This is a genomic window from Peribacillus simplex NBRC 15720 = DSM 1321 (genome assembly GCF_002243645.1).
Taxonomy (GTDB): Bacteria; Bacillota; Bacilli; order Bacillales; family DSM-1321; genus Peribacillus; species Peribacillus simplex.
On record NZ_CP017704.1, the window covers coordinates 323,504 to 339,273 of the forward strand.

The following is a 15,770-nucleotide window of genomic DNA, read 5'->3' on the forward strand; positions in this document are numbered from 1 at the left end:
CTATCTTATCTAAGTTTATGAATGGTGTGAGATTTCAAATATCAACGATTCATTTAATTGTCATGGACAACCAAATATTTCTGCTTTGTTAATGATTTTTTACTATTTTAGTGACTGAAGTCCTTTCAATTCCGGGACAACATTCCTTATCTCCCTTCCAGTAACCGCTGCAACGAGGTTCTTCGCCGCAAGCATGGCCATATCAAATCGTGTTTGATGAGTAGCTGAACCTATATGCGGCAGGGTAACCACGTTCGGCATGGCTAAAAGCGGATTGTCAGGCGATACGGGTTCCTGTTCAAATACATCCAAACCAGCTGCAAGGATTTCCTTATTTCGCAGTGCTTCAATGAGGGCCTTTTCGTCCACCGTCTGACCGCGGGATGTATTGATAAAGATCGCAGATTTTTTCATCAGCGCGAATTGCTCCCTTCCCATAAGATGCCTCGTCTCCGGAGTATAAGGGACCATTAAAAGAACGAAATCGGATTCCCGTAAAAGGTGCTCTAAAGAGGAATAGGTTGTACTTAGCGTTTCCTCCACTTCGAATTTTCTTCGGCGATTATGATACAAAACTTCCATGTTAAAACCGAATTTGCCTCGTCTTGCAATAGATTCCCCAATCCTCCCCATACCGATGATGCCCAATGTTTTTCCATGAACATCAACGCCAAAGAGGGGTTCATCGCCTTTATTTCCCCACTTGCCATCCTTTACAAGCTTGTCCAGTTCTGGTATACGGCGGGCTGCTGAGAGCATTAAGGCTAAAGCTAAATCGGCCACGGTTTCATCGAGAACATCAGGTGTATTTGTACCGATTATGCTTCTCTTTTTCATTGCCTCTAGATCAAAGTTGTTGTAGCCTACCGAGATATTGCTGACAGCCTTTAGACATGGTGCATGGTCCAGAAGTTCATCATTTATTTTTTCTCCGGTGATGAGCAGTCCCTCCGCATCGGAAATTTGCTTAAACAGCTGGCTTCTGGTAATGGGTTCAGGGCCGTTCCATTTTTCATACTGGCAATACTTCGAAATAAATGCCTCTACCTCGGCCGGTACTGGTCTTGCAATATACACTTTTGGCATCAATTTATGTCCTCCTCGGTTACACTATTCTTGAATAGGATGTTTTACAATAAACCAATAACAGATTGCCGCGCATCCGGCGATTAAACCGCCAGATATAAAGGCAAGAGAGTAAGAGCCAGTAGCATCCACTATCATGCCTGCCACAACAGGGGAAAAGGCTCCACCAAAATAACCGCCAAAATTCTGAATTGAACCTACGGAAGCAACCATAGAAGGAGGGGCAATGTCACCGGCAAGTGCCCACGCGCTGCCTGTAATGGCAGAAATAAAACAAAGAGCAAGGGTCAGTAATGTTAAGGTAATAGCGAGCCCTTTGACAAATGGAACTGCACATACAACAATAGCGGCCGAGATGGCACATATACTAATTAAGGCACGCTTTGCTTTAATAGGTGTAGTTATTTCCTTGTCAACCAATTTTTTAGTAAGATATCCTCCGAAAATATTGCCAAAGATTCCGCCAAGCCAAGGAATACCTGCATATATACCCATTTCTTTAAGTGAAACATGATGGACATCAAACAAATAAAGGGGAAGGAAGACAAGGAAAATATTCCAGATCCAAATGGTACAGAAGAAGCCCAGAATCATCCCCCACACGCTTCGATATTTAAATAACGAACCCCATTTTATTTTTGATGATTGAATGCCTTGCTCTACTCCACCACCTTCCGACTTAATGTATTCAAATTCCTCCTTGGAAAGTTTTTGGCTTTTTTCAGGATTTTTATAAAAAATAACAAAACCGATTGCGAAGATGATGCCGATCACACCCGTTATATAAAACAACGCTCTCCACCCAAAAGTCACCATAATGAAAACGAGAAGTGGCGGTGCAATGGCTGGTCCCCATTTGGACGAAGAATCCCAAATTCCAGTTGCCAAGCCTCGTTCCTTTTTAGGGAACCAATACGATGTGATCTTAGCCATTGTAGGAAAACACGGTGCCTCTCCCACTCCAAGTAAGATCCGTGCAGCAATAAATGAACTCATTTTATGAACGGCTCCCGTTAAAATGGTCGCACCACTCCACCAAATAAGCGCGATTGTATACACCTTTTTGGTCCCGAACCGATCGATCAGCCATCCGGAAGGAAGCTGCATTAATGCATAACTCCAAGAAAAAAAGGTTCCCAACAACCCGATTTCGGTCACGCTTAGTCCGAGTTCCTTCATCATTTCGGGAGCTGCAATGGAGAGGTTGGCCCGATCAAGATAGTTGATTATTCCCCCAATCAATAACCAGATGACGACGGTCCAGCGAAATTTCCGGCCAATATTTAATGGCTTTTCTTGCTTTGTTTCCACTTTTGCTTCCATACCTTATCCCCCCTTGTTATATAAAACGCCATAATTGGCAGCGCTTCCAAAATAAAAAAAGCCAGAGTTCACGCTTGGATAATATGTATATACAAGGAGGTTTTTGTTTTATAATATAAAACTCAGTTTTTGTTTTGTGATAAAAAAAATAAAAAGATAATTCTGTTTATTCTGTAAAGTATCGTATTATGAGGATTTGTGATTGTCAATCTTTATTCTTATTTTTAGGATTATATTCCTAGTTAACGTTTTATGCCAAATGGCGAAAATTGATAAACGGTTTTTGAATAGTAAAATCATAACAAAATTTAGCCCACAATCCATTTCCATCTCCAGCTTTGCTACCGGAAGGGCTTAGAGACCATTCGTCTCTCAAAAATCTCAGGCAACATTAACCGGCGGTTAAGTTTTTTTATTATTTTTCTATAAGAAAAGCAAGCGCTCCTGATACATGTGGGACGGCTATAGGCGTACCTGATAAAGCAGCATGTAGTTTACTAGATAAGTGGGACATTAATTGTTCGCTTGGCCCTACTGAATCTACTTTTCTATTGGTATTACAAAATCTTAATGGAAGCCGTGATGGTTAACGGAGCTTCCACTACTTCCTAATAAGCACCCGGAATATTGTTTTCATTTGTTGTGGAGATTCCATCCCTTCGCACATTTACTACAACTATATTTTTTAAAGAGGAATGAAGGGCTGGCTCATCGTCTGATCCTCACAGTGACATTGAGTTACTCCTACCTCTTCTCCTTGAGGATCTGTTCATTGAATTTCATAATTTACATTTGTTCGATTGAATCCCCTCCTGAATCAGGTAAGGGAGTTCATGTATGGTATATTTTTTTCTTCCAACGTTGTTTTCTTCTTTTATTCTTTGATTTCCGTTTATACATTTAAAAATTCTAAAATAATATCTTATATTAATTTTTTATGATTCCGTAATTCCACTTATTGCTTTTAAGAAACTCAAGACAACAACTATGCCTTATATTAAACTATTGATTCGTTAATTAAATAAGAAAAAGAGCCGTTGTAACAGCTCCTTGTCCCCCTCTTTCACCCTTTTGAAACGATAGCGTAATGTTTCTCCTACTTATTTTTTACTCTTTGCATGCGTTTGACCTTATATTGTTCAAAATCCCAATTCGACAAAAATTCTTTTGCAGAAGTATAGCCTGATTTATAGAGAAAGTAGATTTCCTCCTCATTCAGTTCAAAATCCGTGGCGTTGATGCCGCCAGTAGGAATTTGAATCGTGCGTTCAATCGTTTCTTCGTTCATATGTCGTAAATCATGGGCTTGAAGCATCGTTTTAAATATATTTTTGAAAAGGTGGATTGGCGTTGGTATAACCGGATCTATGTTAACTTCATCTTTCACAAAATGGAATCCGAATGTTGGAAAACGAGGGTTGTCTGTATCAAATATCCATATTGGGAAGTTACTAAGTAAACCACCATCTAAAATGTAGGATTTTTTCCGGTCTTTTGATTTCCAAATAACCGGACGGAAGAAAAATGGTAGAGAGGCACTCATCATTACGGCAGTTGAAACTTTTAAATCAGCAGGAGACATCCCATAGCGTTCCAAATCATCTGGCAAAATAAGCATCTGACCATTCGAAACATCAGACGCAATTATCTTCAATTTTCCATCTGGAAGATCCGCGAATGTCTTAATCCCTTTTTCTGAAAGAAGAGAATCCACCCATGATTCCAAATAATCGTTTTTGTAAATCCCAAGATGAACCATAAGTTCCAAAAAGAAGCCCAAAATGGGAATTCGATTCAGAATTGTCCTGCCTCGAATCTTTGAGTAATTGATTTCACTAAACCGTTCTTTAATTTCATGGCTTTTATAGCCACTAGCCAAAAGAGCAGCTATTACTGCTCCTGCTGATGTCCCAGCAAGTCTTTCCCATTCGACTTTTTCCTCTTCCATTGCTTGAATCGCTCCAATAAAAGCAATTCCCCTGGCCCCCCCACCTTCAAAAACGGCATCTGCTTTCATTTTTTTCCACCTCTCGATAAGAGTTATTATTAATATTAACAACATTTTAAAATAAAGCGAATTTTCACACTATTAGATACCAAAAATCAGCCCCGTCAGTTGAAGAATAAAACCGCTTGCCATCCATGATTGGAATTAATGACGGTTCTATTTTTCTAACAAATTAATTCACTAACAGTAGCAAGAATCACATGAGTTTAAAAGGTTGTGTTTTTTAATCTGTAACACAAATTCTGTAATGTCATGTTCTTTGACCTTGCCAGCTTTTCAGGTTGTTCGCAGAATTAACCGTACTTCTAATCTCTGTTTATGCTTTCCATCCCCGATTGACAATTGGTTGCATATCTATCCATTTTTCCTTTTTTATTTTTTATCACCTTTATTATTACTTCATGTCTGTGGATTCCCTACTTGAGAAACCCTTAATCATTTACTCTGGCTCACTGCAATATTATTAAAAGGGGATAGACTACCTTAACGCACCTTTGATGGTAATCAAACGTAATAACAGTAGTAGGATAGCATCTATTATCATGGTATGTATAAAACGAGGCATTTGCATGGACAAATTATCAGATTAGGAATCAGCTTTGATAAAGGTATTCTTTAAATTATGTCGAAAGGATATGTAACAAATAGAAGGAGTGAAAAAATGGAAAATAACCGTGCCAAGAAAATGTATGATTACCACGTTTGGGCTAATCAGCAAGTGTTCCAAAACCTAAAACAATTACCGGACGGAATCTATGGCGACACGATAAAAAGTGTCTTTCCATCCATCAAGGAAGTCCTTGTTCACCTTTACGCAACAGATATTACGTGGTTGGAAATAATGAAAGGAAGTACAATTCAAGATACTTTTAAGAAAGTTGAACAGCGGCGGAAAGAAGTGGACGGAGTCACAATAGACAAACTTGAATTCTGCTATGAGAAACTTGCAAAGGAGTATGACAATTTTCTTACTTCACAGCCTGATCTTGAACGGACCATTGTAACCGAACATCCCAAAATGGGGATTTGTGAGTTTGTACTTGCCGACCTCATCCATCATGTAGTGAATCATGGAACTTATCATCGCGGTAATGTATCAGCGATGCTCCATCAACAAGGCGAGCGTGGCGCACCAACAGATTATGTATTTTACTGTTTAAAATAAGCGGTTTGGCAACCAATTTTATCAAGGAACATCATTTAGGAGTCGCTGTATACATACTAAAGCACCGCTCATTCCATATGAAAGCCGATGATCCTCTTGCCAAGGAATCATCGGCTTATATTTGTTGAGAATGAATATCCAAACTCTCGTGGCATGGCTTTATTCAATCAGTACCAATATATGTTACATGATCTTTAAAGCTTTACACGTTGAAGGCGAAGTGCATTTATTACGACTGATACAGAACTGAAGGCCATGGCAGCACCCGCTAACCACGGGGCAAGCAGTCCGATTGCCGCAATTGGTATCCCGATTACATTATAAGCAAAAGCCCAGAAAAGGTTTTGTTTGATATTCCTCATCGTTTTTCTGCTCATAAGGATTGCATCTGCAATACTGTTCAAATCCCCCCGGATCAAAGTAATATCAGCAGCTTCCATGGCTACGTCCGTCCCGGTTCCTATCGCCATTCCTATATCGGCTAGTGCCAGCGCGGGTGCATCATTTATTCCATCTCCGACCATTGCCACTCTTTTACCAGCGGCCTGCAGTTTTTTCACTTCTTCCGCTTTCCCTTCAGGAAGGACTTCTGCAATCACTTGGTCAATGCCAACTTGATGGCCGATGGCATTTGCTGTCCTTTGATTATCCCCTGTTATCATGATGACCTGGATATCCATCGCTTTTAACCTTTTAATCGCCGTTAGCGAGGTATCTTTTATTGTATCCGCAACCGCAATAAGTCCTGCATATTCCCCTTCAATGCTGGCGAGCATTGCGGTCTTCCCTTGCTCTTCAAGTTCTACCATAGCTGTTAGCGCCTTAGTAATATCCACGTTGTTTTGCTTCATCAATTTACGCGTTCCGACGAATAACACTTTTTGATCCACTACAGCTCTCACCCCGTATCCAGGAATCGCTTCAAATTCCTCAACCGCAGCAAGTGCTATCCGCCTTTCCTGAATTCCTTGAACGATTGATTGGGCAAGAGGGTGTTCAGATTGTTTTTCAGCGGCACCGATAAGAGATAAAAACTTTTCTTCCTCCATACCATTCTCGATGAGGACATCGGTTAACACTGGTGTACCATTCGTTACCGTTCCAGTTTTATCCAAAATCACCGTGTCAATATGGTGAGTGGTTTCCAAGTGTTCCCCGCCTTTAAATAAAATACCGAATTCGGCGGCTCGCCCTGATCCTGCCATGATGGATGTGGGAGTGGCCAGACCTAAAGCACAAGGACAGGCTATGACTAGCACCGCTATCATCGCTTCAAAAGCTGGTGTGAATTCTCCTGGGTTAACCCAGATCATCCAAATCAGGAAAGTTAAAAGGGCGATTCCGACAACAATGGGAACGAAGACGCCGGAAATTTGGTCAGCAAGACGTTGAATCGGAGCTTTGGAACCTTGAGCATCTTCGACTACTTTGATGATTTGAGAAAGAGCTGTATCCCTCCCGATCTTTGTCGCTTTCATTTTTAGAAAACCATTCTTATTCAATGTTGAACCGATTACAGTATCCCCGATTGTTTTATCCACCGGAATGCTCTCACCCGTTAACATGGATTCATCGACTGCAGAGTTCCCTTCTACCACTTCTCCATCGACAGGGATCTTTTCACCCGGCTTCACCACAATCGTATCTCCCACGATGACTTCTTCAAGTGGTATTTCACGTTCTTCACCATTTCTTAAAACCAATGCCGTTTTGGCCTGAAGCCCCATCAATTTTTTGATGGCCTCGGAAGAACGTCCTTTTGCTTTTGCTTCAAAAAGTTTCCCTAAAAGAATGAGGGTGATAAGAATCGAACTAGTTTCGAAATAAAGTTGTGCCGTATTGTGATGGGATCCCATCGAGATGATCGCCTGATAAACACTGTAAAAATAGGCAGCGGATGTTCCCATTGCGACTAATACATCCATATTGGCACTTTTATTTTTCAAGGCTTTATAAGCCCCAACATAAAACTGCTTTCCAATCAGAAATTGCACAGGGGTGGCGAATGCCATTTGCACCCAAGGATTCATGAGGAAATCAGGCATATAGATAAACGAAGTAAAACTAAAATGGCTTACCATCGCCCATAACAATGGAAAAGATAATATGACCGAAAAGATGAATTTATTCTTTTGTTTTTGAATTTCTTTTTGACGGAAATCCACGGATTCCATATTATCTTCCTTGATGATCGCCCCATACCCCAGCTTCTCCACCCGTTGAATGATGTCAACTGGTGAAGCTTCGGAAGGATCATATTCAACGGTCGCATTTTCAAGCGCAAGATTCACATTGGCCATGCTCACTCCATCCAGCTTATTTAACCCTTTTTCAATCCGGTTAGCACATGCGGCACAGGTCATGCCCGTAATCGTAAATTCCTTTTTCTCTTTTACTACATCATAGCCAAGTTCTTGAATTTTCGATTCAAAGTCCTTGTTGCTTAATTTTTCCGAATCATATTTAATGACCGATTTCTCAAGTGCCAAATTAACGGTGGCTTCCTCAACGCCTTCCATTCTGTTTAACCCTTTTTCAATTCGGTTAGCACAGGCAGCGCAAGTCATTCCTGTAATCTGCATACTTGTTTCTTTTATTTGGCTGCTCACTTCATCCCCGCCTTCCTATACCGCTATGGGGTATAATTCTTTGTAAAAAAGAAGTGCTTAACAGCACTCTTATGACTTACTCGACATCATAGCCTTGATCATCGATTGTTTCTTTTATTTTCTCAAGTGATACTTTTTCCTTATCAAACGCTACATCTACTTTTCCTGCATCCAAATGCACTTTTACGCTTTCAACACCTGCAAGTTTTCCTACATTCCCTTCAACTGCATTCACACAATGACCACAAGACATTCCACTTACATTCAATGATACGGTTTCCACTTCAACATCTACTCCTTTATTTTTTCATTAATTTTTGTATCGTTACAAGCACTTCATCTATAACCTCTGTATCCCCATCATTCAGGCGTTCGACCACACAATTCCTTAGGTGACCTTCCAATAAAATCTTGGCCACACTATTCATTGCGCTTTGTGTAGCTGCTATTTGGGTAATCACATCATCACAGTACGTATCTTTTTCAATAAGACCCTTTATACCGCGAATTTGACCTTCGATTCGATTTAACCGGGTCGTTAAATTCTTTTTTACTGCTTCTGAGTGATGACTCTTTCGGCCGTGGGAAGATGTCGTACAGCATTCTTCTTCATTCATAGAATCTTGACTATTCATCATTTCATCCATTACCCATCCCTCCTCGAAAATTAATATACCATACCCTCCTACCCTATGCAAAGAAAAAGATTTATGTTCATTATTTATTACTATTTGTTTTTTAACTTTTTCTATTTTTAGCTAAGAAACGCACATTTTGTAGTTGGACTACCCTGAACCTATACCGCCAAGAACCACTTGATTAGAATACGAGTAGTGAGTATGTTTTATTAAACCCAAATAACAAAAAAACACTGAGGATACTAATGTATCCTCAGCCAGACTGTAGACAAACTTGAAGAAAAGTCAGTTTGTCTTCAGTTTTTTATTTTATAAAAGTTCCAACTTGATTTTCAGAAATCCGCTCCCTTTCTGCCAGTTCATTCGGCAGGAGTATCGAAAATTTCTTTAATCTCGTGAGGTTTCATACATATAAAAAATTTTGTTAATTTATAAAATAGAGTTATTGCAATAATTAGTTCTTTAGATATTTTTCTATTAACTCAATAAATAAGTTCATAGATTTCGTATGCAATTCCACAGATTCCGTTATAACTGAAAAATTTCTTTTTATCGGTGTCCCTTTAACATTTAATACTTGAATGGTACCAAGCATTCTTTCTTTTTTTACAGTAAGTTCAGATAAGTAACTAATGCCCAGCCCTGCTTCAACTGCTTCTTTTATAAGTTGTGTGCTGCCGAACTCCATTAACTTGGAAGGACGTATTTGTAAAGATTGAAATAATGCTTCTGTTGCCTCTCTTGTACCAGAACCTTCTTCACGGACAATCCAATTCTCTTGTTCCACCTGTCTCCGTGTAACTTCCTTATTGAAATAAATTGGATATTTCCCCCCTGCCACGATATACATTTGGTCGGTGGAAACGGATTTTATATATATATTTCGAAGAGAAATTTCCCCCTCTACAATTCCTACATCGATCTCATGACTTGTGATTGCTTTGGCAATATCCCTTGTGTTGCCAATCTGTACCGAAGGGAAGATATTAGGAAATAGGTTTTTCATTCTTGCAAGTATATGTGGTAATACATACTCTCCAAAGGTATAGCTGGCACCAATTTTTAATGGTCCTGTTGGCTCGTTATTTAATTCATTCACTAACATTGACATTCGTTTATATAAACCTGTTATTTCTTTAGCATGTAAATAGACTATTTCTCCTGCTTTAGTTAGCTGGACAGATTTGTTTGTTCGCAGAAGTAATTTTGCACCTACATGTTTTTCCAATTGTTGAATTTGCTGGCTGACTGCAGGCTGAGTCATATGAAGCTCTTCCGCTGCTCTGGAAAAGTTTCTTTTATCAGCTACAGATATAAATACAGATAATAGTTGATCCATATGTTCCCCTTCTCACTATCGTATTTACTTATTATAACTATAATAATCATTTATTTTCCTTATTGTAAAACATTAGTTACGATAAATTATAAATAATCCAAATAAGGGGTTGAAAAACATTGGAACAAAAAGCGTTAATAACTCCCAGTCCAAATAAGCAAAAAAAAGCGGAAAAAAAACTAAATGTTTCTTTGATTTCTGGAATTGGTTTTACATTGATCATAGCCGTGTTAGGTTTTATTTTGGCAGCGTTGCCTGGTCTAAATCATATTGGACCTCTTGCGTGTGCCATTTTACTAGCTGTGGTTTATAGACAGGTTTTTGGATATCCAAAAAAATTACGTACTGGTATTCAATTTTCATCAAAAAAACTATTGAGGTTTGCCATCATACTTTATGGATTAAAGCTTAACATGATTGTGATATTTCATCAGGGTTTCCCTCTATTGCTAAGAGGGACAATAACGATCATTTTTTCAATTGTTGTTCTTATGATCATTGCAAAATGGCTGAAGGCAGATTTTAATCTTTCTTTATTATTAAGTGTCGGCACAGGCATTTGTGGTGCGGCTGCCATCGCGGCCGTATCGCCAATTATAAAAGCAAAAGATGAAGATACGGCTATGGGAGTAGGCATCATCGCATTAGTCGGCACAGTGTTTTCAATAATCTATACGTTAATATATCCTTTTTTATCAATTGGTCCTATGAACTACGGAAATTGGGTTGGAATCAGCCTACATGAGATAGGACATGTTGCATTAGCTGCTGCCCCGGCAGGCCAGGACGCTCTTGCTCACGCATTACTTGCCAAGCTTACACGAGTATTCCTATTAATTCCGGTTTGCTTTATCCTCATGCTTTGGGTGAAAAAGAAAGGAAAAGTAGAAGGGGAGGCAAGATTCGAGTTTCCATGGTTTTTAATTGGCTTTATCGTTATGAGTTTTGTGGGAAGCTATATCATTGGTAATAAAGTATTGGTATCACAAAAAGTGATGTCTTATATTGCAGACTTCACATCATTTATGTTAACAATGTCAATGACCGGATTAGGATTAAATATTAGCTTGAAAGAATTACGTACCAAAGCAATACGTCCACTTATTGCCATTATTATTACATCAGTTCTTTTATCATCGCTAACGTATATTAGTCTTTAACTAAGAATAAAAAGGTGAATTTTTACCCACTGCAATTATATATGACCGTCATGAATATGTTCAAACCGAATATTTTTTTCTTTTTTCGACTCATTATAGATGCATGGATCATAGCAAAATCGTAATTTCCCTTGTTGAAATTCTGAATAATAACTGTAAGGTTTTGCTCAATTAACTCAAATTCAAATGTTATTTCACTATTTTTTGAATTAAACTTTACCATGATTTCTTGAAGTATAAAAGAAAAAGCAGGCGCAGTAATTAAATAAGTTTATTGATATTTTTATAATCATAAATTTCTTTGTTTAGTTCTTTATTAGCGTTTAGTAAAGTAATTGCTTTCGATATAACTACCTTCGAAAGTGGGAGTAACTCCTTGTTTTGAACGGATTACCTCACCATTGCTTACAAGGTCTAAACAGGTCATTTCAACGCATTCCAGTCATCATATTTTTTAGCATAAAATTAAAATATTTAGGGTATTAATAATTACGTTAATCTGATAAAAAGGAGATGATTATGAATATGATTGATAACTCATTGAATAAAGAGAATAACGAAACCTCTGTAGAGTCAGTTGAAGGTGAAGCTGCTATCAACTCTCCTAATGGGCAATCCGATGCCCCTCCAATAACTCAGTCAAAAGATCCTGAATTCGATCTTTTCGGCACAGGATTAAATGGGTATCCGTTTTAATGCAGTAAAAAAACATGACTAAATTAAAACCCATTATTAGTAAGACGAGATTCAGTCTTACTAATAATGGGTTTCTAAGTATACAGATATAAGTAAGGCTACTCAGGACGAGTCGTTTTTTTTCGAACGTTTCCAAAAAATCAGTTAAATATGTTATTTATATATCTGATGTGTTTTTTATATGATCTTAAAGAATCTTATCCATACTTGTATGATACCCTTTCAGTTGCACGACAAAAGCGCTATAAAAACTTACAAATTTGCTGGTGGTATATTTTTTACCATTATTTTACAACCTCTTTGCAGTTCAAACAAATGTAATAAATGCGGAATGAAATAGCTTAAATCTATTTGTAAAACTAATGTGAGTCTAAATCATGAACTTTGATTATTAAAGTTTAAAGGACCATCTGAGATGGTCCTTTAAGCATGTAGGCCTACCATTATCCAAAGGAATCCTGGTGCAAATAAGACCTGTTAGAAGCATAGAATCTCAATATCCTTTCATCTATGTATTATGAGGCTACTCCAAATAATTCATGTATGAATTGTAGCTGTAAACTCTTCATAACCAACACCTCGTTTTATTTTATTCACATGTTCATAGAGCCTCAATGATTACTGAGATTCCTTGTCCTCCTCCGATACAGAGGGAGGCTAGTCCATACTTCTTTCCTCGATTCCTTAACTCTAGGGCCAATGAATATATAATTCTAGCTCCACTAGCCCCAACTGGATGACCTAATGCGATTGCTCCACCATTGACGTTAACTTTTTCCCGTTTCAATCCAAGCTCTCTCTCTACTGCAAGATACTGGGCAGAGAATGCTTCATTGATTTCGAACAAATCGATATCTTCAATATTGAGTCCTACTTTCTGTAAAGCTAATTGACTAGCAGGAACTGGTCCAATGCCCATAATATTTGGGTCTACCCCTGCAATCCCCCAGGATATGATTCTTGCCAATGGCTTCACATTGTGATTGTTTTGAAGGAAGGATTCACTTCCAAGTATTAAGGCAGCTGCCCCATCATTAATACCACTGGCATTACCTGCCGTTACGGTCCCATCCTTTTTAAAGGCGGGTTTCAGTTTCGCTAATCCTTCAATTGAAGCATTATGGCGAATATGTTCATCTTCTAAAATGGTTATTTCCTTTCCTTTTTTGGTGAATATCGTGACAGGGGAAATCTCTTGTTGAAATCGTCCCGTCAGTTGGGCCATTGCTGATTTTTGGTGTGATTGGACAGCCAAACTATCTTGATCGTCTCGGGTTAGTTCATATTTTTCAGCAAGAGTTTCCGCTGTAACTCCCATCCCACACCCTATATATTCATCGCTTAAAGTCGCCCAAAGCATGTCGTCCAATTGTGGAGACTGTAAACCCGTACCAAAGCGGACATCTCGTAATACGTGAGGAGATTGGCTCATATTTTCGGTTCCCAAGGCTAGGGCGACTTCAGCATCCTTTAAAATAATCGATTGAGCTGCCGATACCACCGCTTGCAATCCAGAACCGCATAAACGATTGAGAGTTAAAGCGGGGCTCTCGATTGGAATCCCAGCTTTCAAAGCAATATGCCTGGAAAGGTAGGAGGCATTTTTCGAAGTATGTATCACATTCCCTGCAAAAATATGCTCAACCTCTTCAACTGAAATATTACTTTTTTCAATGGCTCCTTTACTTGCGATGACTCCAAGATCAATGGCAGACACATCCTTTAATACCCCTCCAAAACTCCCGAATGGTGTCCTAGCTCCACCTAAAATATAAACATGACTCATAATTCATTCTCCTTTATTGAAGGTTGTTTGATTCGATTTGATGGACGGAAAACATCTTTTCCATTTCTTTATTTTACCTTCTGATTTTATACCGTTATTAGGGACATGATTAATTAACGGTATATTGTTAATGTATATTTTAAAGGTTCCGTTAATTAACCTTTGTAAATAAACGTCAAAATAAATGAGGCAGGAGTACAATTGATTGCGTACCCATTCCTTCTTTTCCCTATCCATTTTCATCATAAATGTTGAATAATTGTTGGACTGCGAGTGTGGGAGAAGTATGGCCGTTAAGAAGTAATCCTTCCATTTTCGTAATGTTTTTTTTCATCGATGGTTACCATAAAATCTCGCCTTTAATTGGTCCTCTATCATAGAGTGAACCCAGTCAATCATTTGTTCTTTTTCTCCTTTTTCCAAAGAATCCATTCCTACTGGTAACTTGTTTATATTTCTGAATGACCTTCCAAATGTGAGATACGCCTTCACCGGTTAAGGCAGACACAGTAAATGCTTTTGTTTCCCAACCCTCGGTGATTGGGTTATCATCCCCTATTGCAATCGCCAATTCTTTTATTTTCTCTTTTTCCACTGCCATGCTGTAAGGCTCTAACTCGTGCCCAAGTAAATCTTTCACGTTTGACAAGCCCATTCGCCTCTTTTTAATTGATTACCATTCCTGTTTTCGTTAATTTTGAGTTTTTTCTATGCTTTAAGCAGATTTCCGGCAATAACAAGACGCTGAATCTCTTGCGTCCCTTCATAGATTTGGGTGATTTTAGCATCTCTCATATATCGTTCTACCGGGTATTCCCTTGTGTATCCATATCCGCCGAATACTTGAACAGCCTCCACCGCTACTTCCATGGCGGTGTCTCCAGCAAAAAGTTTGGACATTGCAGATTGAAGTCCGTAAGGAATTCCTTGATCCTCACGCCATGCTGCCTGATACGTCAATAAACGGGCAGCTTCGATTTTTGTGGCCATATCGGCTAATTTGAATTGAATAGCTTGAAGTGAGCTAATCGGTTTTCCAAATTGGACGCGATCCTTTGCAAATGCGACAGCATTATCAAATGCTCCTTGAGCGATTCCAACAGCTTGGGAAGCGATTCCGTTCCGACCGCCGTCGAGAGTCATCATGGCAATCTGGAACCCTTCACCCACTTGGCCCAAAAGATTGTCCTTTGGAACGCGGCAGTCCTCAAAAATGACCTCTGTCGTGGCGGAAGAGCGAATGCCTAGCTTTTTTTCCTTCTTTCCTACCGAAAAACCTGGGAAGCCCTTTTCCACAATAAACGCAGAAATGCCTTTATGCTTTAGTGCCGAGTTGGTCTGTGCGAAAACGATATAAGTGTCGGCATAGCCTCCGTTGGTGATAAAAATCTTCGATCCGTTCAAGACCCATTCATCTCCGTCTAGAACGGCTGTTGTTCTCATTCCACTGGCATCAGATCCGGATCCAGATTCCGTCAAGCAATACGCACCCATGTTTTTTCCTTCCGCCATGGCCCGCAAATATTTTTGCTTTTGATGTTCCGTTCCAAACTTGTAAACCGGCCATCCGGCTAACGATGTATGTGCGGAAAGTGCGGTCCCAATTGAAGCGTCCACCCGAGACAATTCCTCCACCGCGATCACATAACTCAAGTAATCGGCACCTGCACCTCCGTACTCTTCTGGCCAAGGAATGCCGCATAAACCAAGTTCCGCCATCTTGTGCCAAATCTTGATATCAAAGTATTCCTCTTCATCACGTTGAGCAGCAGTAGGTTCACATTCGTTTAGAGCAAACTCTCGCACCATTTTTTGCATCATTTGATGTTCCTTAGATAATAAAAAATTCATCATTAGTCTCCTTTTTTGATTTTGTTATTCCAAACATGATATCTTCTGAAAAACTATTAAGCTATTTGCCATAGTAATTCTATAAAGATAATACTTTTAAAAACTCCAC

The 15,770-nt window shown here is 39.1% G+C and carries 13 protein-coding genes; 3 read left to right on the forward strand and 10 right to left on the reverse strand.

Annotated features, from left to right (window positions below; genetic code table 11):
- Nucleotides 1-102 precede the first annotated feature (102 nt).
- The 3 genes from BS1321_RS01510 to BS1321_RS01520 all read right to left on the reverse strand — a co-directional run bounded on the left by BS1321_RS01510 (nt 103) and on the right by BS1321_RS01520 (nt 4,426).
- The gene (locus BS1321_RS01510) at nt 103-1,089 is read right to left on the reverse strand and encodes a 2-hydroxyacid dehydrogenase (RefSeq protein ID WP_063233413.1); all 987 of its coding nucleotides are present in this window, start codon (nt 1,087-1,089) and stop codon (nt 103-105) included.
- 21 nt (nt 1,090-1,110) lie between these two features.
- Nucleotides 1,111-2,409, reverse strand: coding sequence for an MFS transporter (locus BS1321_RS01515; RefSeq protein ID WP_063233412.1), 1,299 nt, complete (start codon nt 2,407-2,409; stop codon nt 1,111-1,113).
- A 1,096-nt stretch (nt 2,410-3,505) separates the two neighbouring features.
- Entirely contained in the window at nt 3,506-4,426 is a 921-nt protein-coding gene (locus BS1321_RS01520; RefSeq protein WP_063233411.1) for a patatin-like phospholipase family protein, read from the reverse strand.
- 652 nt (nt 4,427-5,078) lie between these two features.
- Between BS1321_RS01520 and BS1321_RS01525 the strand changes: the two genes are divergently transcribed.
- The gene (locus BS1321_RS01525) at nt 5,079-5,582 is read left to right on the forward strand and encodes a DinB family protein (protein WP_063233410.1); all 504 of its coding nucleotides are present in this window, start codon (nt 5,079-5,081) and stop codon (nt 5,580-5,582) included.
- A 194-nt stretch (nt 5,583-5,776) separates the two neighbouring features.
- Here the strand turns inward: BS1321_RS01525 and BS1321_RS01530 are convergent, their stop codons facing one another.
- The 4 genes from BS1321_RS01530 to BS1321_RS01545 all read right to left on the reverse strand — a co-directional run bounded on the left by BS1321_RS01530 (nt 5,777) and on the right by BS1321_RS01545 (nt 10,168).
- The gene (locus BS1321_RS01530; RefSeq protein WP_063233409.1) at nt 5,777-8,191 is read right to left on the reverse strand and encodes a heavy metal translocating P-type ATPase; all 2,415 of its coding nucleotides are present in this window, start codon (nt 8,189-8,191) and stop codon (nt 5,777-5,779) included.
- A 76-nt stretch (nt 8,192-8,267) separates the two neighbouring features.
- Nucleotides 8,268-8,474: a copper chaperone CopZ gene (gene copZ, locus BS1321_RS01535; protein WP_063233408.1), complete on the reverse strand. Its 207-nt coding sequence runs from the start codon at nt 8,472-8,474 to the stop codon at nt 8,268-8,270.
- Between the two features lie 16 nt (nt 8,475-8,490).
- Nucleotides 8,491-8,829: a metal-sensitive transcriptional regulator gene (locus BS1321_RS01540; RefSeq protein WP_370017022.1), complete on the reverse strand. Its 339-nt coding sequence runs from the start codon at nt 8,827-8,829 to the stop codon at nt 8,491-8,493.
- A 454-nt stretch (nt 8,830-9,283) separates the two neighbouring features.
- Nucleotides 9,284-10,168 carry a LysR family transcriptional regulator gene (locus BS1321_RS01545; RefSeq protein WP_063233406.1) on the reverse strand — a complete coding sequence of 295 codons (885 nt, stop codon included), beginning with the start codon at nt 10,166-10,168 and terminating at the stop codon, nt 9,284-9,286.
- A 119-nt stretch (nt 10,169-10,287) separates the two neighbouring features.
- On the opposite strand from BS1321_RS01545, the gene BS1321_RS01550 reads away from it, so the two are divergent.
- Together BS1321_RS01550 and BS1321_RS27250 are read left to right on the forward strand one after the other, a co-directional pair.
- Nucleotides 10,288-11,328: a YeiH family protein gene (locus BS1321_RS01550; RefSeq protein ID WP_063233405.1), complete on the forward strand. Its 1,041-nt coding sequence runs from the start codon at nt 10,288-10,290 to the stop codon at nt 11,326-11,328.
- 519 nt (nt 11,329-11,847) lie between these two features.
- Nucleotides 11,848-12,024: a hypothetical protein gene (locus BS1321_RS27250; protein WP_155726470.1), complete on the forward strand. Its 177-nt coding sequence runs from the start codon at nt 11,848-11,850 to the stop codon at nt 12,022-12,024.
- Nucleotides 12,025-12,625: 601 nt separating this feature from the next.
- Here BS1321_RS27250 and BS1321_RS01555 read toward each other — a convergent pair.
- From BS1321_RS01555 to BS1321_RS01565, 3 genes are all read right to left on the reverse strand, one after another.
- Entirely contained in the window at nt 12,626-13,810 is a 1,185-nt protein-coding gene (locus BS1321_RS01555; protein WP_063233404.1) for an acetyl-CoA C-acetyltransferase, read from the reverse strand.
- Nucleotides 13,811-14,201: 391 nt separating this feature from the next.
- Entirely contained in the window at nt 14,202-14,450 is a 249-nt protein-coding gene (locus tag BS1321_RS01560) for a hotdog family protein (RefSeq protein WP_232522793.1), read from the reverse strand.
- Between the two features lie 68 nt (nt 14,451-14,518).
- Nucleotides 14,519-15,661: an acyl-CoA dehydrogenase gene (locus BS1321_RS01565; protein ID WP_063233402.1), complete on the reverse strand. Its 1,143-nt coding sequence runs from the start codon at nt 15,659-15,661 to the stop codon at nt 14,519-14,521.
- Nucleotides 15,662-15,770 lie beyond the last annotated feature (109 nt).

Coding starts and splice junctions, on each gene's coding strand:
- BS1321_RS01545 (WP_063233406.1), bottom strand. CDS start 10,168: ATGGATCAACTATTATCTGTATTTATATCTGTAGCTGATAAAAGAAAC.
- BS1321_RS01565 (WP_063233402.1), bottom strand. CDS start 15,661: ATGAATTTTTTATTATCTAAGGAACATCAAATGATGCAAAAAATGGTG.
- BS1321_RS01555 (WP_063233404.1), bottom strand. CDS start 13,810: ATGAGTCATGTTTATATTTTAGGTGGAGCTAGGACACCATTCGGGAGT.
- BS1321_RS01515 (WP_063233412.1), bottom strand. CDS start 2,409: ATGGAAGCAAAAGTGGAAACAAAGCAAGAAAAGCCATTAAATATTGGC.
- BS1321_RS01540 (WP_370017022.1), bottom strand. CDS start 8,829: ATGATGAATAGTCAAGATTCTATGAATGAAGAAGAATGCTGTACGACA.
- BS1321_RS01525 (WP_063233410.1), top strand. CDS start 5,079: ATGGAAAATAACCGTGCCAAGAAAATGTATGATTACCACGTTTGGGCT.
- BS1321_RS01520 (WP_063233411.1), bottom strand. CDS start 4,426: ATGAAAGCAGATGCCGTTTTTGAAGGTGGGGGGGCCAGGGGAATTGCT.
- BS1321_RS27250 (WP_155726470.1), top strand. CDS start 11,848: ATGAATATGATTGATAACTCATTGAATAAAGAGAATAACGAAACCTCT.